Source organism: Microcoleus sp. BM001215392 (assembly GCF_036700185.1).
Classification (GTDB): domain Bacteria; phylum Cyanobacteriota; class Cyanobacteriia; order Cyanobacteriales; family Microcoleaceae; genus Microcoleus.
Genome location: NZ_JAUBOJ010000001.1, coordinates 57474 through 78212, shown reverse-complemented (window position 1 = coordinate 78212; position 20739 = coordinate 57474). Strand labels below are relative to the sequence as shown.

Here is a 20739-nt window from a genome sequence, read left to right as displayed (position 1 = left end):
CTTTGTGCTGGGGGGAGGCAAAGATTTTTTTGAAGCCAAAATCTGTTTTGGGATTGATAAAGTTCATAATTGGTAACGGGTAATTGCTAATTTGTAAACGGTGTTTAATTTGGGAATATTCATTATAATATTCCTTCCATTTCTAAGTCTTCAATAATCTGCAAACCGCGCGGGTCTCCGACTCGCAACAGCGAAGATTTAGCATCGTCGCGCACGCCCATGTCTGGATCTTCTTCTAATGATTCAATTAAAGCGTCGATCGCCCCAGCGTACACTACATTATTCGGTAACTCGCGCGCCAGTTGCCCGATCGCCCAAGCGGAGTTACTGCGCACAGCCGATACAGCATCTCCCCGCAGCGCTTCAATTAACGGCGGAATCCCGGCAATCACCACATAGTAACCAACTTTGGCCATTTGACCCAGAGAACTCGCCGCCCACAAACGCACCGCCGAAATATCGGTTCTCAGAGCATCAATTAAGGGCGATAAAGCGCGGTGATCTCTGCAATTTCCCAGGGCCCAAACTACGCCTTTGCGAACGTAACCGTTCCAATCGCGGTTGAGCTGAAGAATCAGCGGTTCCACAGCATCGGGACTCGGATTTCGCCCCAAAGCATAGGCGGCGCTTACCCGCACCAAGGGACAACCGTCTCTCAATAAATTAATTAGATGCGAAATCGCGCGATCGTCCTGCAATTCGCAAAAAGCCCGTGCCGCCATCATCCGGTGCTGAGGTTCCGGCGATTCCAGCAAAGGCAGCATTTCCTCTGGATCTGGTAGCGGGGGTTCGGAGTCATCAAAATGATCCAAAGGGCTTTCCAGTTCCGTATCAAGATCGAGGCCGTTGGGGTAGTCGTTATTGTTCATAAAAAAACTTTACCGCACAGAGGATGCTCCGAGTGCAACTCAGTTAACGGTCAATAATTGTAGGGTGCGATCGGGCGCACATGACTACAAACAAATACCTCTGCTGTTACCTAAGTTTGTAGCCCGGACTTTAGTCATCCATAAACTTCGCAGTGAGAACTATTCGTCCCGAGCATTTGAATGAATCAGAAGTAAAGTTTTGACTAGAAACAAATATAGTAGTTCTCAAGTTCGGTCGAACACGAGCGATTGCTTTATTACCTGGGAGCATCTCAGTTTTGCAAGAAGCATTTTTTATTTTCCGTGGTGTCCCCGCACAGCAAAGCTTATACACGCACGCGGGGACAGCACTATAAATGCAAAACTGAGATACTCCCTATTACCAATTACCCTATATACCTCGCCGTCCTTGAGAATAGCTATACTTGTAGTTTTTCAAAGAGATTTGATCATCCATACAGAATGACTCTCATAACCTAATTTTTGATAGAGATTCATCGCCGGCTGATTGCTCAGAAAAACTTGCAAACCAATTTGCCGATCGCCCCTTGAACGCGCCCAATTTTCTGCTTGAATAACTAAAGCTGCACCGAGTCCCTGACGGCGGTGTTCCGGTGCTATGTAGAGCAGAAAAATGTGACCGTGGCGCTCTCCAGTGGTTTGGTCGATCGCATTTCCCAACCACAAACACCCGACAACCGATTTGGGATTGGCAGACTGCGAGGGCAGCCCGGAAAAATTTTCTGCCTCCAAGCGGTTGTTTTTCAGGCACTCAACCCACCAAAGCGGCGTCTGGTTAGAAAAATACTGGTCAACAGTTTGAGCCAAATGTCCCAATTCCCGATCGGGGTAAAGCTCTCGGTAAGTATGGTGGAGGAACTTTAGCAGTTTTGCGCGATCGAGTCCAGAACCCGATCGCAGCCAGTAGCCCGGTAATATCTGGGCTGACATCGGTTTAGCGGACACGGAGAGGGGAATAATTTAGCCCCAAGAAAATTGGATTCACTGCTGCCGCTTGCTTTTGGGGGATCGCTTCCTCAATCGGTGCTGGGGCAGCCATGTCAGCCGGCAAAAAGATGCGAGCGCTGACTGCTACCAGAGCCGCTAAAAATACTAATACCGCTATAAATGGAGCAATGTATTGACGAATGATAGCCATAACCGCAAAAAATTGATTTTTGAGTAGATATTATCAAGTGTACCATACAAATCTTGTCAGTTATAATGGCTGGCAGTGCCAAATTAGCTCAACACTTCTGGCGACCCCCAACACCCAAAAACACCAAATAAAATATTATGAGTGCATCGCCTGCTGTTTATGAATATCTAGCTAAGTCAATTGTTTTTTTGAATCAAAAGCCGAGCGCTCAAAATCAAGTTTCGCGATTCCTGGATAATAACGGCTACTATATCGATCGCGTATTCGACGACCAAGAAACAGGTTTTTACGCGATCGGCTTCGGTTCCTCCGATCCCAAACAACCGCCAGTCCTGGTATTCCGAGGTACCGACTTCATCGACGGCGACGCTACGTTTTCCGACTCCCCGGACATTGGGCTGCCGGAATTTGAAAACAACAAAGATAGTGTCAAAAACTGGCTCACACAAATCGGTCAAGATACCGCTAAAAACCCCAGCAAATTATTGCCCGATGTCGTGGGTCACAGTTGGGGCGGAGCGATCGCTCAAATCGTAGCAACAGAATACATATCAATTACTGGCGATATCTTGACTTTCAACTCTCCGGGAGTGTCAGCAAGTATCGCCAACAATTTTCGCAGAAACCTCAGCAAAGTCGGCAACAAAAATGTCAGTCACTACATTGTCAGCGGTGATATTGTCAGCTTGTTTGGCGAAGCATTTATACAGGGAAAAGTATTTCTTCAAAGCTTTATAGACCCGAGCATTAATCCTTTAACTGTTTTAGCAAAACATCGAATTGAAAATTTGTTAACAACTCCGCCCTCAGATTTTGTTCAAAGACAAATTCCCCTTGAAGACTTAAACAGTCCCGGCTTTGCCTATACCAACAACGACTCAGATTTTAACGAATTTATTGCAGCGCTCAATTTGCCGCTCCCCAACGTGTCAGTCGCCATTAGATACCGAGCCGGTGCAGAGAGTTTGAGAACAGCACCACAATTTTCTTTTGTGGACTTAATCAGACAAATGCAATTTGGTTTGGCTCCCCTACAACCGAATTATTTACTAGGCGACGCTCGCAACAATACTGCTACCGGAGGCGGTGGACAAGATACCATTATCGGCAACGCTGGTAACGATACTCTCAGAGGCAATCGAGGTAATGACAGCTTGCTCGGCGGCCTTGGCGACGACTTCTTGTACGGCGGCAGAGATAACGATTATTTGGAGGGCGGCGAGGGCAACGATTTGATGTCGGGTGAGTTTGGCAACGATCTTTTAATTGGTGGCGCGGGGCGCGATCGATTTGTCTTGGAATCCGGCGGCGGAGCAGATGTAATTGCCGATTTTACAAAAGGTGAAGATTTAATTGCATTATCGCGGGGTCTAACTTTTGCTCAAATTAAAGTCAGCCCGGGTGCTGACGGAGCTTTAATTACTATCCCGGTTACTGGTGAAATTCTTGCTATTCTCACAGGCGTGGTGGCGAGCGACATTACCCGACCGGATTTTGTACAGCTTTAGTGACAAAAAATTTTGTATTTTGGGTGACATTAAAACCTCCTTGTTTTTGGATCGCCCAATTATGTTTAGATTTATTATTGTTACTTAATCCGGTTTTTCAAGCAGATTGTTGTATGGTTTTAGTTGCAGCTAATAGAAAAATTAATATTGTAAATAAGTGCGGTTTCCTGTAAAATGAGTTAAGTAGCTTAAAAAGCCAATCACCATCAAACAATAGGAAACAATAAAAATATGCCCTCCTCTCCCGCCGCTTACGAAACCATAGCCAAGCAATTAGTTTACATAGATAACAACCCCCAGTCTCAAACTTTAGTTCAAGCAGGTTTGGCTGCTGCTGGTTACCAGATCGATCGCACTTTTGACGATCCGCTAACTGGATTTCACGCGATCGGCTTAATTTCCACCACCCCCGACAAACCGCCAGTTCTAGTATTTCGCGGCACCGACTCCCTCGTAGACGACCTTGCCAACGGAGACAAGCGAGGCGTCGGTTTCAACCAATTTGAAGCCAACAAACAAGCCTTAGGAAATTGGCTGACACAAATCAGTCAAGATACAGCAAAAAACCCCCGCCGCTTAGGGCCAGACCTGCTCGGACACAGCTTGGGCGGTGCTTTAACGCAGCTAGCAGCCACCGAATTTACATCTATTGTCGGAGATATTGTCACCTTCAATTCTCCCGGAATTGCTCAGAGTAGCGTCAATACATATAAGCAAAAAGCCGGAGCAGGTAAAACTGTAACTCACTACATAGTTAGCGGCGATTTTGTCAGCTTAGGAGGAGAAGCTTTTATCCCGGGAAAAGTAGTTTTAGAAACATATACAAGCCCAATTATCAACCCGTCACTTGTCTTAGATAAACACACACAAACTGGTTTGTTAAGCTCTCCTCCTCCCGGTTTGAATAAAACAGATATCTCTGTAGACCAGTTGAACCGCCCTGATTTCACTTTCACCGATTCCGATTATTTAGAGTTGTTGGCAGCCTTAGACTACGCACTGCCACTACAGGGAACAGCACTGCGAACCCGCAGCAGTTTAGAGCAATTAAGAACCTCTCCTGGAGGCTCTTTTATCGGAAACACAGTAGCAATCAAAGCTGCTTTAGATCCGTCTCGATCTAACAAATTAGTAGGCGACGATGCCAACAATACAGCCTCAGGTTTTGCCGGAGACGATATTATCATTGGTAATGGCGGAAACGACACTCTCAGCGGCAACGGCGGCATGGATAATATCAGCGGCAGCATCGGCAACGACCTGCTATACGGCGGCAAAGGAGACGACGTTTTGAACGGTGGAGAAGGAGACGATACGCTGATCGGAGGATTGGGTGCAGACCTGATAATTAGCGGCGCTGGACGCGACGTATTAGTGTTAGCACCAACCGCTGGCCCGGACACAATTTTAGACTTTCAACAGGGTCAAGATTTAATCGGTTTAAGCAAAGGTTTGACCTTCAACCAACTGAAAATCACTCAAGGCGATATTTCAACAACCATCGAACTTGCAAGTAACGGCCAAGCTCTTGCTAATATTCCCGGTCTCCGAAGAAGCCCGCTAACAGCCAACGATTTTATTGTGATTTAGTTCCCTGTTACAAGACAGATATTTGGTAGGGACACAACATTGTTGTGTCCTTATTTCTCAAATATGCTAGTTCAATCTGCAATCTTGCTGTATATTAATCCAAATCGTCCAGTCCGGGTCTGGGCATAGATGCTAATTTTTGCTCGTCTTCTAGCGGCAAAAAGAAAATCGTCAGCATACCAGGAATCACAGCCAGTGAACTGAACAAGAAATAATTTTGATAGCCCAATGCAGTCTGTAAGTAGCCGCTAAAAACGCCCGGAATCAGCACTCCTGCGGCCATAAAAGCCGTGGTAATCGCGTAGTGGGATGCTTCGTAATCAGGGCGGACAGTCCGCATTAAGAACACTGTATAGGCAGCTACACCCAGCCCGTAAGTAAATTGCTCGATCGAATTTACAGCATAGGCCCATTCAATCCCTGGTTGATTGATTGCCAACATCCAATACAACAGGTTAGTCGAATTTTGCAGGATAGCCGTCGGCCACATCCATTTTTTCAGTCCTTGTTTCGCAATCAAATAACCGCCCAGCAACCCTCCGATTAACAGAAAAATTATCCCGACAGTACCTGATAGCAAACCCATCTCCGACGTAGAAACCGCCAATCCTCCCTTCTCAACTTTATCCATTAAAAAGGGAGGTGCCATTTTGAATGTTAAGGCATCGCCCAATCGGAAAATCAAGACATAAGTAACAATCCAACCAATTTTATCTTGCTGGAAATAGGTTTTAAATGCCTCGAAAAAGCTGGTTGTTTGTTGGGGTGCGCCTGTTTCCGCAGCATAATTTCTAGGATAGGGAAGATACCACCGCTGAAACAGATAAATCAGCACAAAAATCAGCGCGCAAATGCCAAAGGCTGTCGCCCATCCGTAGTTAATCGGAGACACATTATAAGACGAACCGAAAAGTGACAGCGGAATTTCTTCATATGTTTTGCTAGGGCCTGTATTTACCGGGATTAAATGCTGTTCTGCTAGTTTACCTGCCAAGAAAACCAAGAGACCGCTACCGACAATCACAGCACCTCTATAAGCCGTGTTGCGAACACCGACAAATAGTGCTTGTTTGTCTTTATTGAGAGTGTTTAAATAAAATCCGTCAATGGCGATGTCGTGAGTCGCTGAAACAAAGGCGATCGCTGTAAAGACAACCAGCGATATAATAACAGCCAGGGGCGTCAACACACCAAAAGCTAGGAAAGCAAACAGAAAAGCACAAATAATTTCCGTTGTTAAAATCCACTTACGTTTAGTTGAATACAAATCAACAACCGGGCCCCACAAACCTTTTAATACCCAGGGAAAAGACAACAAACTTGTCAATCCGATTAGTTCGTTGCTGGTTCCCATCCCTTTCAAAAAAATCACCGACATTAAATTAACGACGGTGTACGGGAGACCCTGAGCGAAGTACAATACTGATACCCACAATCCATCGATCGGTTTTTTTTCCATTGCAGACATATTTTGCCTAACTACTGATTTGGTTTACTGAGTGCGATCGACAATTTCCGGTCAATTCAACCGCTGACATCACAGTATATGTTGTGCTGATGCCAGCACCAGCCATACAAACAGCGTATTTTAGCATCATTCTGGCTCACAAATATTTTCATCTTTTGAATAAGCCTGCAACAGATGTTGTCCGTTAAAATGAACTAAGTCAGCCCTGAAATTCTGATCCCAGTCAGAAGTGCCGTAACTTCGTAAAAGTATATTTACATTCCATATAGTTCTCTCAAGAGGTAGTTAACGATGAAAAAAACTCAAACCCAGCATTTTCCACGTAGCCTTGACTTGTTTTGTGGCATTGGAGGGTTAACTCTTGGTTTTAAACGTGCTGGTATTCAAGCAATTGGTGGCATAGATTACTGTCAAAATGCCAAACAAACTTTTGAACGCAACCTATCTCCACTCCCCTGTCTGGTATCTGACTTAACCCAGACAACCGTTGCCGAAATAGAGGAATTTTTTAAAATTTCGCTAGCAGAAATTGACATTATTACTGGCGGAGTACCTTGCCAAGGATTTAGCACAGTTGGCAAGCGAGAAAGCACAGATCCTCGCAATTCTTTATGGCGCAATTTTCGCGACTTGGTGGCAGAGATTCGTCCTGCTTATGTGATTATCGAGAATGTTGAAGGAATGCTGGTGATGCAGGAAGGAAAAGTGCGCGATTCAGTTATCGCTAGCTTTGCTGATATTGGCTATCACATGAAATGTCGCCTTTTAAAATCTGCTGACTACGGCGTACCCCAACTACGAAAACGTGCTTTTTTTATAGGTTGGCTGGATGGATTGCTGCCACCTGAGTTTCCAGTGCCAAGTTCTCACTATTATGTGACTGTAGCTGAGGCAATTTCAGATTTGCCACCATTAAATTCTGGAGAAATATGTAAAAGTTACCAGATTAAACCACAAAATGACTATCAAATAGCTAGGCGGAAAACCGCCAATATACTGCTACATCACGAGGCTGCAAATCATTCAAAAAAGTTAATTGAAATTCTGAAGTATATCCCAGATGGTGGCAACAGAAAGTCAATTCCCGAGATCCTTCAACCAGCCAGCGGTTTTCACAATAGCTATGCTCGACTAGCTAGTGATAAACCAGCTATTGCTGTAACATCTAACATGAGAAAACCTTCGTCTGCACGAGCCACTCATCCAAGTCAGCATCGGGGATTGACTGTCCGCGAAGGATTGAGGCTGCAATCTTTCGACGATGATTTTGAGGTGATTGGTTCGAGAACATCACAGTATCTTCAAGTGGGAAATGCCGTACCGCCACTACTAGGACTGGCGGTAGGTAAGGAAGTTGTTAAGGCTTATCAAAGTCACTCAGATGAGGAAATTATTAAAGCGCGATCGCAACCAATCAAATCGCTGAATGCAGACCTAAACTTTCCCATTCAGCTTGCTCTTGAAATCTCAGTTTAACTTTGATAATAAGCAAGAGAATTGTGTTCGGGATCTCGCTCGCGAATAAATCCCAGCAGCCTGTTAACAGCACTAGGATTTTGTTCGATGTGAGCAAGATAGTGAAGCATTTCATGCACGGCTGCATCCTGCTTTTGCCAATCCCAGATCGTCACGGATTTAATGAGCTCGTCTTGTGCGAACGAAATGATGCCGCTGTCGCTAAGTACAGAACTTGCTTCGCCGTCTATGGAGAGTACAAAAGCCACACCAAGAATTTGATTTCCTGTTACTTGTTTCTGAAAACTTCCCAATTGTTGCTTGAGGTTTTTCAGGCCAATGTGGCAGTCTTTTACTTCTATTGATATTTCTAAATCGAGACCGTAATAACAGTCAATATCTCCAAAACGCCGCTGTCTGGACGAACCTGTGCGTACCTTATCAACGACAAAGCTAAGATGAGGTCGATCGGCTTTGAAATAACCACAAGCAATGGCTTGAAAAACTAAACCTCCATTCTCATCTGGATTGCTGCGCGGGTAATTGCTTACTATCTCGGAAAATAAGCGAACTCGTAAAGAGTCTCTAGTAATAAATATGTTTTTTGGTAATCGTTCAAGACCAAAATCAATAAGTTTTTGACAGAGTTGAAATCGTCCAGACTCGGACAGACGAAAACAGAGAATCAGCAGGTCTTGAAACTTTTGCCATTGACCTGTATTGTAAACATACGCACTGGGATATTTAGAACGATTGAGACTGTGAAAAAATTGAACAATTGACTCTTCTATACGTCGGATACCTACTTGAGTTGATAGACCAAATTTTAAAGTTAGTGTATTTGCCTGTTGTTCTCCCCGTTCGGTGACAACTTGATAACGTTGAAATAATTGTTCAATTGTCAGATTCTCTCTTAATCTTTTGGCAGAGTCATCAACATTAGATAGACGCTGTGCGACGATCGCAAAATCAAGCGCAAGACCGAGGATATATTTCATCCTGGTAAATCGGCTACCTACATACTTCAATACCTGTTCGATGATTGTCTGTTCGCTATTTGTCAGTTCGTCAGGCTCAAAGCCAGTTCCAAAGTGTGGCGAGAGTAGTTCTTGAATTGCTTCAATCTCACTATCAGTGCGTTCGTACATTGAAAAATTCTGGCAATTGTATACAAAATACCAGAATCCAGTATAAGCGATCGCTATTCCAGAACACAGTTTCACGCCATCAGTTTTTTTAACTCAAAGATGTGCCAAAATGTCAAGCGGACGCTCACACCAAACGTCCGTAAACGACAGTTAAACGCTCTCTCACACATTCCTCATGCGAAAGACTAAAACACTCTTTTTGTCAAGCCTATTCTCGATCGGCTTAACAATCAGTTTTCTGCTGACTCCAGGCTGGTTATCACACTGGTTTCCGAATCGCGCTAACGCAAATCCACCCCCACAAACCCAAGCCGCCGAATTTCGAGCCTTCTGGGTAGACGCATTTAATCCCGGCTTCAAAACACCCCAAGAAGTCACAAAATTGATCGCAGATGCCAAACTGGCCAATGCAAATGCGATCGTCGCCCAAGTCCGCCGCCGCGGCGATGCCTTTTACACGAGTGCGATCGAACCCCGCACCACCGATCCGAATGTTCCAGCAGGTTTCGATCCCCTCCAAGATTTGATCGACAAAGCCCACGCCGCAGGTATAGAAGTACACGCTTGGATGGTGACGCTGCCAGTGGTTTCCGGCGGAAAACTTCCCGCCAATCACGTTTGGCAACAACATGGGCCCAATGCTCCAGGAAAGGACAATTGGGCGATGCTGACTTCGAGCGGCGAAGCTAAAGGTTTTCTAGATCCTGGCAATCCAGACGCCTTAGATTATACTGTTTCCGTCTATTTGGACTTGCTGAAGCGCTACGATGTGGACGGCGTACAGTTGGACTACGTGCGCTACGGCGGGCCGAATTGGGGCTACAATCCCACTTCGATCGCCCGTTTTAACAAACAAAACGGTCGATCGGGCAAACCGGCAGCCAGCGATCCTCTGTGGATGCAGTGGCGGCGCGATCAAGTGACAAATTTAGTGCGGAAGCTTTATGTAGAAGCGATGGCGATTAAACCGCGCGTTAAAATTACGGCAGCGACGATCGCCTGGGGAGACGGCCCAGCTAACGATGCAGGCTGGTATAAAACGCAGCCATACAGAGAAGTATTGCAGGATTGGCGCGCTTGGCTGGAAGAAGGTATTCTCGACATGGCGATGCCGATGACTTACCAGCGCGAGTACAAGCCGCAGCAAAAGATGGGTTACGACCACTGGATCGAGTACGCTAAAGACCACCAGTACAACCGCCAAATCGCGATCGGCCCTGGCAATTATCTCAACTACATCGAAGACACCCTCGCCCAAATCCGCCGCGCCCAAGCGCCTTCAGCCAAAGGAAATAACGTCGTGGGTACGGCGTTGTATTCCTACGCCAGCACCAATATTTACAGTAACGTTGAATTGCGATCGGGCGGTAGTGGTGATTTGCCGCGTCAGCCTTGGAAATTCCTATCGCAGAGTAATGATTGGTTTTATAACGCGCTGTCGCAGCCTAGTCAATACGTTGATGGTGCAACGGGTAAAACTGTTCAAACTCAGCCTGTGTGGGCCACTCCGGCGGGGATTCCTGATATGCCTTGGAAGTCGCGGCCGACTGCTGGGGCGATCGCCGGAATGTTGCAAAAGTGCGATAGAACTTGTGACGGTGCGAACTTGACATTGCAGGCGATTAATGCAGGTGGCAAGGTGCGTCAACTGCGCGCGGATGGTAAAGGATGGTTTGGGGCGATCGAGCTTTCACCCGGTTCTTATCAGTTAAAGGTTGATAACAGTCAGATTCAACAAACAGTTAATGTCGTCGCAGGTGAAGTTACAAAAATAAATTTCTGAGCCTCTTAATCACTTTTTAGGGTGCGCCGAGGTGTGATATTGCGATTGACTTACAGCGCATCCCGGGTTTATAAATCAGTAGGGACACGGCAGTGCCGTGTCCCTACAATTAATCACGGTAGTCCAAGGGCACTGCCGTCTCCTCTATATCATTTCAGCGCAGCGGGAATTGATATAACTTAGCTTTCGCAACCTTGTAAGAAGTTGGATCATTTACTTTTCGATTTAACTAACTTTAATCCAACACATTCGACGAGGGTTTTAAGTTTATTCGACATTAAATTTTGGAAATCACCTCAATCACCCTCGTCCACTGGACATCGGGATAGCGTTCATTATCCAGCGGTGTATTTTGGACGCTGAACATACTGTATAAATATTGCATACCTTGCCAACCTGGAAACAGTTCTTTTTCTCCTTCTGGGTGTGATGCCCGAGCGCTTTTATTTGATACCGAGAAATCTGCCATACTTCCCATCGGGACGAGTTTGAAATCTCTCTTTTTAACTTCTTTGCCGACAGCAACCAATTCGTTAGGACTAATTTGAAAACTTGCAATCCGCAGAATTCTTGGAGTTGCCGAATCGAGTGCGGCGGCGGCGGTATAATCCGCCGTATTGTCCATCGTCGTAAAGTCTATTTTCCAGTCGGATTTATCTCCCCAATAGCCGACGCTGTAATTTTTCACATCATAGAGTGGCGTACCATAGCTCAAAATATCGGTAAAAGCTCCATTCAATATCGAAGTAGCAGCGATTGGCGATTTATCCAGATATTGATGAAACTCTTTTCTTAGATCGAAATTTCTGTTTTCGCCTGCGGGCAGTTTAGTAAAATCGGAAGCGAAATCCGAAGGAATAAAGCGCGGGACACCCGCCGAGATCGCTGCATCAAGCAGTTTGGTTTGCGAGTCAACGATGACATCGTGCAGTCCTGACAACGCCGAAACTACACAGGATGCGCCTTGACAGGCTTGTTTCAGCGCCTCGGCGTCCGAGATATCGATCGCCATTACCTTCGCGCCGAGTTCGGTCAATTTTTTGATTTTTTCCGGTTCGCTACCGTTACGGACAATAGCGCGAACTTCCGCACCTCTGGCGATCGAGGCTTTAACGATTCGTCCGCCGAGATTACCCGTTCCGCCTGCTACTAAAATTGTAGGTTTCATGATGTTTTGCCTGTTTAAGTTTGATGCTGTCTCAAAAATCGTGGTGTTAGCTGTCCGCCTTTTTAAGCGCTCTGTTTTCCAAGTAATAACCCAGTGTAATTAAAGGAAAAATAAGTGTAATATCCATGATTAACTGGTTAAACTCGATGCCGAAAATGACTGGCATTTTAACTGCTCCCGGATCTGCCAACGCTGTGCCGGGAAAGAATGTCGCAGGTAATTGAGCCAGCCAATATAATGATGCCAAAACCGTCGCTTCGTTTAACTTTTGCTTTTCCGTAACCCCCTTTCTAAACCACAAACAATAGATGGTTAGAAAACCTAGTATCGTGCCCAAAACCATAGTTTGCGCGTTGTGAAATTTAGCGTGCGGAGTCCAGGCTGGATTATAGATGTGGGTCACGTTCCAATCCGCCAAATACGGAGCTACAGCGGTAAATACTGCCACTAAAGAGATTAATAGCTTACCTATTGTCCACCTTGATTTTGTCTTTGAATTCATATTTATAGCTGACGACCTTGGTTGAGAGCTAACCTGTCTACAGCTTAATGAATTTAAGCATCGAAATTTATCACGTTCTTGCTGTCTTGAATATATTGCCTGGGAGTAACGCACACAAGCCGCTTGAAGTGTGAGCCAAAGTGGCTTTGACTCGCAAATCCAGTTTCAAAGGCTACTTGCTCGATCGATCGCGCTTTTCTGAGCAACCGTTTTGCCTGCAAAATTCGCACTTGAATTTGGTAAGCGTGCGGCGGCATTCCAAATGTTTTGCTAAACGATCGATTGAGATGGAAGGAACTCAAGTTCGCAACCCGTGCTAATTGCTCTAACGAGATTTCGCGCTCGTAATTTTCTTCTAGATATGTCCGAACGCGATCGACGGGCTGAATTTCCGCTCCTAACTTAGCAAGATATAGTGGATTTTCTGCATAGCGCAGAATTAATTGTGCTAACAAATCTAAGATTAATGTCTGTTGTTCGAGCCGAGAGGTGGAGCGTTCTATGGCTTGATGAACTCGAATGAATTGTGTGTTAAAGTCGCGATCGTGGACTAGAGGCATCGGAAAAAATGGTATATCTGTTTTGCGTCCGGCAACTTCTGTTGCAACCTGGTGAAGTACATCTACACTTACCCGTAGCCCTCGGAAAGTGCAATCTCGATCGCTTTTAGACTCAGCCTGATGCGCTTCTGAGGGTTGTGTCACTACCAAGGTATCTGAGGGCACGCTGTGCGTCGTACCTCGGTAATTAAACTGCCAGCCGTCACCCTGCTTAATGTTCAGCTCCAATTCTTCGTGAAAATGGCGGGGTAATGAATAGCATTTAGAAACACCATGCACCAACTCGATCGATGGTAGGTACTGCGATCGCCAAATTCTAGTGCGCAAAGGATTTGCTGTCATAGTTTTTTTTGCTAGTTGCTCCTACCATCAATACTCTAACTGTTATTTCTCATTCCTGATGGACGTTGGGATGCTGCCTATGATTCCGTAAGTCAAGCCAAAGTTCCAGACGACTTTCAAGTTTAACTGGACAATAATCCGAACAACACTATAAAATCTTTTTTATATAGCATCCATTCCTCGCAATGAGCGTTGTTAACTAACTGAAACTACCAGGGGCTTTCTCCCGTTTTTGGGCTGTTGTCATCACTAAAAAACTTTCCTGTCGGCCCGTCAGCATCGATGGTGGCGTATTTTACTAAACGCGCAGCGGCATCCTCGACGGAACCGGTTCCTCTATGCTGGTTGAAATCTGTGGCAGTAAATCCGGGGTCAACAGCATTAACTTGAAACGGTGTATCCCGCAATTCGTAAGCCAAAGCAATGGTGTACATATTAAGTGCCGCTTTTGATGAATTGTAAACAGCCGCTTTAACGTTGTAATACTTCCAAGTAGGGTCGTTGTGCAGAGTGAGCGAAGCCAAGCCTGATGTTACATTCACGATGCGGGGTTGGGCGGACTTTTGCAGCAAATCCATGAAAGCCTGGGTAACGCTAATTACGCCAAACAAATTCGTATCAAATACCTGTTTAAAAACAGTGATATCTGTATTTGTTGTTTGAGTCATGCCACCGAGAATACCAGCATTATTGATCAGTAAATCCAACACTTCGGTTTTTTTGCCGATTTCGGCACGGGCTGCCTTTACCGATTCATCATCGCTGACATCTATTTGGATGGCTTCCACATCGGTTAATCCTGCGGCTTTCAGCTTTTCTACTGCTTCCAAACCATTCTCTAAATTACGGCTACCTAAGTAAATGTAATATCCCTTGTGCAACAGTTGACGGGCGGTTTCTAAACCAATACTTTTATTGGCTCCTGTGATTAGTGCTTTTTTCATTTTCATTAGTTTTCTCCTGGATTGTGTTCGAGTTCACTGTTCACTGTTAACCGTCAACATCATTCTGGTGCAACCGTAATTGATATAAGTCGTGACTATGCTCCAATTTGTAAAACAATTTTGCCGCGCGTGCGCCCCATGAAGGAAAGTTGATGTGCCTTTTTAACTTCTGTGAGCGGCAGAATTGTTTCGATGTGTATTTTTAATTTGCCTTGGTTAATTAGCTGGTTGATTTCGGTTAATTGTCCGGCGTTCGGCTTACAAAAGACAAACGCGGCTTCTACGCCGAATTCTTTTGCTTTTTCTGCGGATGGAGTCTGCGCCGATGTCACCAGAAAGCCGCCCTTTTTCAGAGTTTGAAAGGCTCGCTCCTGGGTGTCGCTGCCGATCGTATCAAACACAACATCCACGTCTTTGACGACTTCTTCAAACGGTTGCTGCGTGTAATCCACGAATTCGTCTGCGCCCAAATCGCGGACGAATTGTTCGTTTTTGCCCGAAGCTGTGCCAATGACGATCGCACCTTTTGCTTTTGCCAACTGAACAGCCATTGAGCCGACTCCGCCCGACGCGCCCGCGATCAAGATTTTCTGCCCGCTGCTCAGATGTGCCAAATCGAACATTGCTTGCCATGCAGTCAACGCGGCGATCGGAATTGCAGCCGCCTCTTCAAAATTGATGCTGTCCAGTTTGGGCGCAATTGCGTCTGCTTTGACGATCGCGTATTCGGCATAACCACCGGAGAAGCCGCCGGAAACGGTCATTCCATAAACCGCATCGCCCTGCTTGAAATTTTTAACCTCAACGCCAACCTCTTCCACGGTTCCAGCGATGTCGCCGCCCAGAATGATCGGAAGTTTGAGTCCGAACCTTTCGCCCATCCCATTGCGGATTTTCCAGTCAGCCGGATTGACGGCCGCTGCGTGAACTTTCACCAAAACTTCGTCCGGTTTCGGTTCTGGACGATCGACATCGACATAATTCAAAACGTCTTGATTGCCGTATTCGTTGATTACAATTGCTTTCATGATGCTTTCCTTGTTTCGTGGATGTACTGGCGATCGCTACGCCTCAATGGGCAAACAGTTAGGTGCCAGTGCTAGTGCCGCTTTAGCTGTTTGTGTCAAGGCTGCTTCTCCCTGTAGCGTAATAACTTTGTCGTCATTTAAGCTTTTCAATGCTGCGTGGCAAAGTGAAATAGGGCTGTTTGAATGGATTTGAATTAGAGGAACTGACTGCCAGAGACTTCAATTCTCTGGGCATTTACCCCTCGGCTCTACTGATGCGATGACTTGATTAGTTCACTGTGAAATAGGGCTGTTTAACCGAGTTTGAATTAGAGACATTGACCGCCAGAAACCTCAATCCTCTGAGCATTAACCCATTTGTTTTCTTCCGATAGTAACGATGCGATCGCACCCCCGATATCATCGGGAAGACCAACGCGACCGAGAGCAGTTAGGGAAGCAATCTGTTTATTTATTTCTGGATTGTCGCGTACTGCACCGCCACGGAAATCGGTTTCAATCGCACCAGGAGCTACACTATTTACCGCAATCCGTCTCGCTCCCAACTCCTTCGCCATGTAGAGAGTTAGGGTCTCGATCGCACCTTTCATACTTGCATAAGCGGCATAGCCAGGGGAGATAATCCGCGTCAAACCAGTAGAAACGTTTACAATTCGTCCGCCATCATTTATCAGCGGGAGCAGTTTCTGGGTGAGGAAGAAAACACCCTTGACGTGAACATTCATCAAGTGGTCAAAATCTTCCTCGGTCGTTTCGGCAAACGATGAGTGAACACCCGTTCCAGCATTATTAACGAGAAAGTCAAAGTGTTCTGTCTGCCATTTGTCCTTGAGTGACTGCTGGAGTTGTCCGACGAAACTGTCAAAGGTTTTAGTGTTTGAAGTATCGAGTTGCAGTGAGATCGCTTTTGCGCCAAGCGATTCGATCTCCGCTACGACTTTAGCTGCTTCATCACCACTGCTATTGTATGTCACGACAACATCTACCCCTTTTTTGGCAAGGGTCAAAGCAGTATTTTTACCCAATCCTCGGCTCGATCCTGTTACTAATGCGATCGTCGTCTTGTCGTTAGTCATCGTTATTTTTCTCACTGTTGAGGTTAGTAATTAGAGAAATGTGCGATTAGAGAGTTCAATTCTCTAAGCATTCACCCATCGGTTTTCTTCAAAGAGTAAAGACGCGATCGCTAGCAAAGCGGTATAGCCTTCTTACTGGGTGGGCAACACCAGCACTTCGTGGATCGCTGTCGCTGCATTTCCGCCTGTTTTGGTGCCGCCACCAAACACAAAAATGCGGTTGCCAACAGTCGATGCCCCTAATCCATGTCGTGGGGTTGGCAAGGGCGGTAATGCTTCCCAGCCATCGGTTTTCGGGTCATACACCCAACTTTCGGCAAAGACTTTCTGCTCTGGAACCCACTGTTCGCCGCCAAAAACGTAAAGCTTGCCGTTGAGCGAGGTCGCAGCCAGACCACCTCTGGCTTGAGGCATCGACGATCGCGTCTCCCACCGATCGTGCTTCGGATCGTAGACCTCAAGATTTGGCACATTGACCTGGCGGTTAGTGCCATCAGCATTCTTGACAAACTTGCGACCACCAACGACGTAGATATTTTCATCAATCACGGCTGACGCTGCACTGTTTCGCGGGGTTGGTGCATTGGCACGGGCTGACCAGCGCTGGGTCGTCGGATCAAAGACTTCGTTTCGCACGCTGTCGATGTGGTCATTGAACAGCCGAGCATCCTCAGTGGCTCGAACGCGCCCGCCAATCAGGTATATCTTGTCATCGACCACGGCGGCTATGCCCTCTGCGCGAGCTACTTGCAGGTCAGTGCCCCTAGTCCAGATATTAGCGGCCCGATTGTAGATAAACATCGTCGGCTGTGCCCGCCAGTTCGGAAACCCACCTGTGAAACCGCCAACCCCGTAAAGCAAACCATTGACTGCCGACAGGGTGATGTGATGGCGGGCTTCGGGTAGCGGTCTCAATACTGTCCAGGCATCTTTGACGGGATCGTAAGACTCGAAATGTGCTGAGAACTCAGTGTTTGGGCTGAGTAACCCGCCGACTACGTAAATTTTTCCATTCAGAACTTCTGGATAAAGCTCCTGCCGAGCGATCGTTGGTGGTGCAGCTTTTGTCCAATACGGCGGCTGGCTTTGCGCTTGATTCTGTGCCTGTGCTGTCTTGGAAAGAGTGGGCATCAAGGCAGCGGCGGCGACACCAAATCCTAATAATCTAAGTGCAGACCGACGGGAAACAATTCGCCTAATTGCTGAACGAGAATGATTGTGATTAAGTATTGCATCACCGTCCGGGTTGCCGTTAGCCATAACCGTATCCTTCCTTTGTATTCAATGTGTTCTATAAATTGAAAAGAACTTTCAACCCCTCTTTAAGCGATGCAGGCTTTCGCCCAAGCAGGTTTTCCATGTCGGGGCTTACCTCTTCTTCCTGCCCGTTCTTGATGTCGGTTAGAAAACCCACGATCTTCTGAACCACAGTTTCCGGTGTGCCCCGGTCTTTCATTTGCGTCTCAAATGCTGATTTCTCAGCAGGTGTATAATCTACCTCTTTACCTGACAAGTCGGAAAGGGTAGCCGCAACATCCTCAAAGGAATATGACTCACTTGCGGTGAGTTTGTAGATTCGGTTACTGCGATCGCTTTCTAACAGTGCATTGGCAATGGCTTCTCCCATTTCGCTTCTGAGGGCAAAAGGTACTCTTCCGCGATCGGTTGGTAAGTTGATACCCGTCTCAAAAACTCTTTCTCCTACGAACAGCCCAATGGTGTCCATATACAAGACATTGCGAAAGAGAACATAGTTCAACCCACTCGCTTTGATGTAATCTTCTGTCTGAAAATGTCTCACCATCAACTGGTTGGCGATCGTGTTTCGATCTTTCAAAGTCCGACTGGTGTAAGCGATACATTGAACCCCCGCCTTTTTTGCGGCATCCACGACATTTTGGTGTTGCCCAAGGCCGTTTTCCTCATCCGTTCCGGCTATCAGTAAGACCTTTTCGATTCCATACATTGCCTTGTCGAGTGAAGCAGCATCATCGTAGTTGCCTACGCGGATGTCTACCCCTTTTTCCTTTAAGGCAGATGCTTTGCTTTCATCACGCACAAGTGCGGCAATTTGGTTGGCGGATGTCTTTTCGAGTAGATTTTTGACTACTGCTGTCCCTAACTGTCCGGTAGCTCCTGTGACTAAAATCATGGTTGCTCTCTTTTCTTTAGTTTTGCTTGTATTTCGTTAGGATCGTCGTCGTTATTTCAGCAACACCGGCAGCGTGAGGGGGGCGCGAAGACCATGATGGGGGATTTCCGGCACGATCGCACCCGCCTCAAGACGCATCTCTGGAAAACGCTTCGCAGTACGGGTGACCGCCTCGCGCAATTGCAGACGGGCGAGCAACGGCCCAACGCAGTAGTGAGCACCGTAGCCGAACGTCAAATGCTGGCGGGCGTTCCCACGCGGACACTGGAGTTTTTCCGGCGCGTCGAAGAGAGCAGGATCGCGGTTGGCCGCCCCATACGACACCCAAACCGTTGCGCCCTGGGGAATGGGCACGCCGCCGATCGCAGTATCTACAGTGGCACGTCGATATAAGCCCATCACTGATGTATCGTGGCGCAACAGTTCATCAACGAGATTGTCGGTGTCCACGGTTCCCGATGCGACGGCTTCCCAGTAGTCACGCCGATCCAACAGCGAATGTAACGCATTGGCGATCGTATTAATCGTCGTTTCATGTCCGGCAAAGAAAACAACCGCAATATCCGCAACTAACTCATCATCCGACAGATCGTTTTCCCCGGCAGCGCGATCGGCGACCAACGCAGAAATCAATCCCTCATCGGGTGTTGCAGCTTTTTGGGCCATCTTGTCGCGCATATAGTTTTCTAATTCCCGCAAACCCTGTGCGGCGTTGACTTGCACCTCGACGGGTAAACCCGGTGTCTGAAACGCGATCAGCGCATCCGACCAGCCGCTCAACTTCTCGGCATCCGACAGGGGAACACCCAGCAATCGGCAAATCGTGCGTAACGGCAGCGGTCGGCACAAGCTCAGGAGCAGGTCAGTTCGATCGCCCGATGCTGCAATAGAATCGAGCAAGTCTTCGACATCTGCTATCACCGTCGGGGCGAGGGACTGAACGCGCTTTGGTGAGAATGCCGCCATCAGGGGGTCACGTAAGCGGTTATGGAGCGGCTTATCGACGTTGATCGGGTTGTAGGCAAACAGCGGCGACGTGAGTGAATAGATGGCACTGGCTTCGGGCGCGAGATGCAATCCCGCGCTAAACGCTTCGGATGATGCGAATGTCACGGCATCACCCAGAACGTCGTGCACTTCCTGCCACCGTGTCACGGCGTAAACTTGAAGTGCGGGCAGGAATGTTACGGGAGCCTCAGCGCGCATCTGCGCCAGGAGCGTGAATCGATCGGCGGTAAATTGCGGGTTACTTGAGTTGAACTGTTCGGCGGCGGTTGGGTGTGGCATCAGGTTGGTGGCTTGCTTACGACAAACATTGACAACATACTGTCAATATCTATGCTACGGCATTGACAATATGTTGTCAATCATCATTTTGCATCTTCTGCGTAATGGCTTCCAGAAGTGCCACAGCACCAGTGATTTGTGCCGCGTCAAAGTCTTCGGCGATCGCATTTGTCCAGTGCCATTCGCGCTCCAACGCAGCGTGATACGTTGCCCTGCCTGCTTCGGTGAGCAGCAAGTGCATCGCGCGGGCGTCGCCGGGATTTTCGGCGAACTCAACCAGACCGTCGCTTGCCATATCGTCAGCAAGTCGTTGGACGGCTTGCCGTGTTAAGCCCATATGCCGCGCCAATTCGCTTACCGTGACGCGTTTTTCTAGTGCGAACAACTCACTCAATGTTTGCCACCGGGCATTGGTGATTCCCGTACCCCGCATGAGGCGTGTTCCTGATTTTTGCACCGTTGCGTTCATCCGAAGTACGGCGCGAATCAGATCGGTTAAAGCGTTTGACGCGGGCGTTTTTTGATGATGGTAAAAAGGCACGTTCTTGTTTCCCACAATTCGGGCATCTATCGTACGCTCGACAACCAGGGCTTCTACAAGCGGGTGTTGACTCGATCGGGCGATCGGACAATACAGCACTTTTGATGTCTGTGAGGTACATAGTTCTTGTAGGGACACGGCAGTGCCGTGTCCCTACGG

General features: G+C 47.1%; 20 protein-coding genes. 5 read left to right on the top strand and 15 right to left on the bottom strand.

What is annotated here, in order from left to right:
• Nucleotides 1–122 precede the first annotated feature (122 nt).
• From QT974_RS00330 to QT974_RS00320, 3 genes are all read right to left on the bottom strand, one after another.
• Nucleotides 123–869 carry a HEAT repeat domain-containing protein gene (locus QT974_RS00330; protein ID WP_333466566.1) on the bottom strand — a complete coding sequence of 249 codons (747 nt, stop codon included), beginning with the start codon at nt 867–869 and terminating at the stop codon, nt 123–125.
• Between the two features lie 435 nt (nt 870–1304).
• Nucleotides 1305–1820: a GNAT family N-acetyltransferase gene (locus QT974_RS00325; RefSeq protein WP_333466565.1), complete on the bottom strand. Its 516-nt coding sequence runs from the start codon at nt 1818–1820 to the stop codon at nt 1305–1307.
• Nucleotides 1821–1824: 4 nt separating this feature from the next.
• Nucleotides 1825–2028 (bottom strand): hypothetical protein, encoded by a 204-nt coding sequence (locus tag QT974_RS00320; RefSeq protein WP_333466564.1) that lies wholly within the window; start codon nt 2026–2028, stop codon nt 1825–1827.
• Nucleotides 2029–2165: 137 nt separating this feature from the next.
• Between QT974_RS00320 and QT974_RS00315 the strand changes: the two genes are divergently transcribed.
• Together QT974_RS00315 and QT974_RS00310 are read left to right on the top strand one after the other, a co-directional pair.
• A complete protein-coding gene (locus QT974_RS00315; RefSeq protein ID WP_333466563.1) occupies nt 2166–3536 on the top strand; it encodes a calcium-binding protein in 1371 nt (456 codons plus the stop codon).
• 231 nt (nt 3537–3767) lie between these two features.
• Nucleotides 3768–5126, top strand: a complete 1359-nt coding sequence (locus tag QT974_RS00310) for a calcium-binding protein (protein ID WP_333466562.1) — start codon at nt 3768–3770, stop codon at nt 5124–5126.
• 94 nt (nt 5127–5220) lie between these two features.
• Here QT974_RS00310 and QT974_RS00305 read toward each other — a convergent pair whose 3' ends face one another.
• Nucleotides 5221–6594 (bottom strand): MFS transporter, encoded by a 1374-nt coding sequence (locus tag QT974_RS00305; RefSeq protein ID WP_333466561.1) that lies wholly within the window; start codon nt 6592–6594, stop codon nt 5221–5223.
• Between the two features lie 291 nt (nt 6595–6885).
• Here QT974_RS00305 and QT974_RS00300 point away from each other — a divergent pair, with 291 nt between their 5' ends.
• Nucleotides 6886–8070: a DNA cytosine methyltransferase gene (locus QT974_RS00300; RefSeq protein ID WP_333466560.1), complete on the top strand. Its 1185-nt coding sequence runs from the start codon at nt 6886–6888 to the stop codon at nt 8068–8070.
• Here QT974_RS00300 and QT974_RS00295 read toward each other — a convergent pair.
• Nucleotides 8067–9197, bottom strand: a complete 1131-nt coding sequence (locus QT974_RS00295; RefSeq protein ID WP_333466559.1) for a hypothetical protein — start codon at nt 9195–9197, stop codon at nt 8067–8069. The genes QT974_RS00300 and QT974_RS00295 overlap by 4 nt on opposite strands.
• Before the next feature lie 199 nt (nt 9198–9396).
• On the opposite strand from QT974_RS00295, the gene QT974_RS00290 reads away from it, so the two are divergent.
• On the top strand, nt 9397–10980 hold the full coding sequence (locus QT974_RS00290; RefSeq protein ID WP_333466558.1) for a family 10 glycosylhydrolase: 1584 nt from the start codon (nt 9397–9399) through the stop codon (nt 10978–10980).
• Nucleotides 10981–11257: 277 nt separating this feature from the next.
• On the opposite strand, the gene QT974_RS00285 is transcribed toward QT974_RS00290, so the two are convergent.
• The 5 genes from QT974_RS00285 to QT974_RS00265 all read right to left on the bottom strand — a co-directional run bounded on the left by QT974_RS00285 (nt 11258) and on the right by QT974_RS00265 (nt 15524).
• Nucleotides 11258–12148 (bottom strand): NmrA family NAD(P)-binding protein, encoded by an 891-nt coding sequence (locus QT974_RS00285; protein WP_333466557.1) that lies wholly within the window; start codon nt 12146–12148, stop codon nt 11258–11260.
• Between the two features lie 46 nt (nt 12149–12194).
• Nucleotides 12195–12650 (bottom strand): DUF6640 family protein, encoded by a 456-nt coding sequence (locus QT974_RS00280; RefSeq protein ID WP_333466556.1) that lies wholly within the window; start codon nt 12648–12650, stop codon nt 12195–12197.
• A 53-nt stretch (nt 12651–12703) separates the two neighbouring features.
• Nucleotides 12704–13552 (bottom strand): AraC family transcriptional regulator, encoded by an 849-nt coding sequence (locus tag QT974_RS00275; protein WP_333466555.1) that lies wholly within the window; start codon nt 13550–13552, stop codon nt 12704–12706.
• 209 nt (nt 13553–13761) lie between these two features.
• Complete coding sequence (locus QT974_RS00270) at nt 13762–14502, bottom strand: SDR family oxidoreductase (protein ID WP_333466554.1); 741 nt, start codon at nt 14500–14502, stop codon at nt 13762–13764.
• 89 nt (nt 14503–14591) lie between these two features.
• Entirely contained in the window at nt 14592–15524 is a 933-nt protein-coding gene (locus QT974_RS00265; protein WP_333466553.1) for an NADP-dependent oxidoreductase, read from the bottom strand.
• On the opposite strand from QT974_RS00265, the gene QT974_RS00260 reads away from it, so the two are divergent.
• A complete protein-coding gene (locus tag QT974_RS00260; RefSeq protein WP_333466552.1) occupies nt 15523–15717 on the top strand; it encodes a hypothetical protein in 195 nt (64 codons plus the stop codon). The two genes, QT974_RS00265 and QT974_RS00260, sit on opposite strands and share 2 nt — an antisense overlap.
• A 115-nt stretch (nt 15718–15832) precedes the next feature.
• Here QT974_RS00260 and QT974_RS00255 read toward each other — a convergent pair whose 3' ends face one another.
• The 5 genes from QT974_RS00255 to QT974_RS00235 all read right to left on the bottom strand — a co-directional run bounded on the left by QT974_RS00255 (nt 15833) and on the right by QT974_RS00235 (nt 20718).
• Nucleotides 15833–16600, bottom strand: a complete 768-nt coding sequence (locus QT974_RS00255; protein ID WP_333466551.1) for an SDR family oxidoreductase — start codon at nt 16598–16600, stop codon at nt 15833–15835.
• A gap of 132 nt (nt 16601–16732) precedes the next feature.
• On the bottom strand, nt 16733–17860 hold the full coding sequence (locus tag QT974_RS00250; RefSeq protein WP_333466550.1) for a Kelch repeat-containing protein: 1128 nt from the start codon (nt 17858–17860) through the stop codon (nt 16733–16735).
• Nucleotides 17861–17891: 31 nt separating this feature from the next.
• On the bottom strand, nt 17892–18752 hold the full coding sequence (locus tag QT974_RS00245; RefSeq protein ID WP_333466549.1) for an SDR family oxidoreductase: 861 nt from the start codon (nt 18750–18752) through the stop codon (nt 17892–17894).
• Between the two features lie 51 nt (nt 18753–18803).
• Nucleotides 18804–20039 (bottom strand): cytochrome P450, encoded by a 1236-nt coding sequence (locus tag QT974_RS00240; protein WP_333466548.1) that lies wholly within the window; start codon nt 20037–20039, stop codon nt 18804–18806.
• Between the two features lie 76 nt (nt 20040–20115).
• Nucleotides 20116–20718 (bottom strand): MarR family winged helix-turn-helix transcriptional regulator, encoded by a 603-nt coding sequence (locus QT974_RS00235; protein ID WP_333466547.1) that lies wholly within the window; start codon nt 20716–20718, stop codon nt 20116–20118.
• Nucleotides 20719–20739 lie beyond the last annotated feature (21 nt).

Excerpts from the sequence above, each read along its gene's own strand:
- QT974_RS00330 (WP_333466566.1), bottom strand. The coding sequence starts at position 869 with ATGAACAATAACGACTACCCCAACGGCCTCGATCTTGATACGGAACTG.
- QT974_RS00325 (WP_333466565.1), bottom strand. The coding sequence starts at position 1,820 with ATGTCAGCCCAGATATTACCGGGCTACTGGCTGCGATCGGGTTCTGGA.
- QT974_RS00320 (WP_333466564.1), bottom strand. The coding sequence starts at position 2,028 with ATGGCTATCATTCGTCAATACATTGCTCCATTTATAGCGGTATTAGTA.
- QT974_RS00315 (WP_333466563.1), top strand. The coding sequence starts at position 2,166 with ATGAGTGCATCGCCTGCTGTTTATGAATATCTAGCTAAGTCAATTGTT.
- QT974_RS00310 (WP_333466562.1), top strand. The coding sequence starts at position 3,768 with ATGCCCTCCTCTCCCGCCGCTTACGAAACCATAGCCAAGCAATTAGTT.
- QT974_RS00305 (WP_333466561.1), bottom strand. The coding sequence starts at position 6,594 with ATGTCTGCAATGGAAAAAAAACCGATCGATGGATTGTGGGTATCAGTA.
- QT974_RS00300 (WP_333466560.1), top strand. The coding sequence starts at position 6,886 with ATGAAAAAAACTCAAACCCAGCATTTTCCACGTAGCCTTGACTTGTTT.
- QT974_RS00295 (WP_333466559.1), bottom strand. The coding sequence starts at position 9,197 with ATGTACGAACGCACTGATAGTGAGATTGAAGCAATTCAAGAACTACTC.
- QT974_RS00285 (WP_333466557.1), bottom strand. The coding sequence starts at position 12,148 with ATGAAACCTACAATTTTAGTAGCAGGCGGAACGGGTAATCTCGGCGGA.
- QT974_RS00280 (WP_333466556.1), bottom strand. The coding sequence starts at position 12,650 with ATGAATTCAAAGACAAAATCAAGGTGGACAATAGGTAAGCTATTAATC.
- QT974_RS00275 (WP_333466555.1), bottom strand. The coding sequence starts at position 13,552 with ATGACAGCAAATCCTTTGCGCACTAGAATTTGGCGATCGCAGTACCTA.
- QT974_RS00270 (WP_333466554.1), bottom strand. The coding sequence starts at position 14,502 with ATGAAAATGAAAAAAGCACTAATCACAGGAGCCAATAAAAGTATTGGT.
- QT974_RS00260 (WP_333466552.1), top strand. The coding sequence starts at position 15,523 with ATGATGCTTTCCTTGTTTCGTGGATGTACTGGCGATCGCTACGCCTCA.
- QT974_RS00265 (WP_333466553.1), bottom strand. The coding sequence starts at position 15,524 with ATGAAAGCAATTGTAATCAACGAATACGGCAATCAAGACGTTTTGAAT.
- QT974_RS00255 (WP_333466551.1), bottom strand. The coding sequence starts at position 16,600 with ATGACTAACGACAAGACGACGATCGCATTAGTAACAGGATCGAGCCGA.
- QT974_RS00250 (WP_333466550.1), bottom strand. The coding sequence starts at position 17,860 with ATGGCTAACGGCAACCCGGACGGTGATGCAATACTTAATCACAATCAT.
- QT974_RS00245 (WP_333466549.1), bottom strand. The coding sequence starts at position 18,752 with ATGATTTTAGTCACAGGAGCTACCGGACAGTTAGGGACAGCAGTAGTC.
- QT974_RS00240 (WP_333466548.1), bottom strand. The coding sequence starts at position 20,039 with ATGCCACACCCAACCGCCGCCGAACAGTTCAACTCAAGTAACCCGCAA.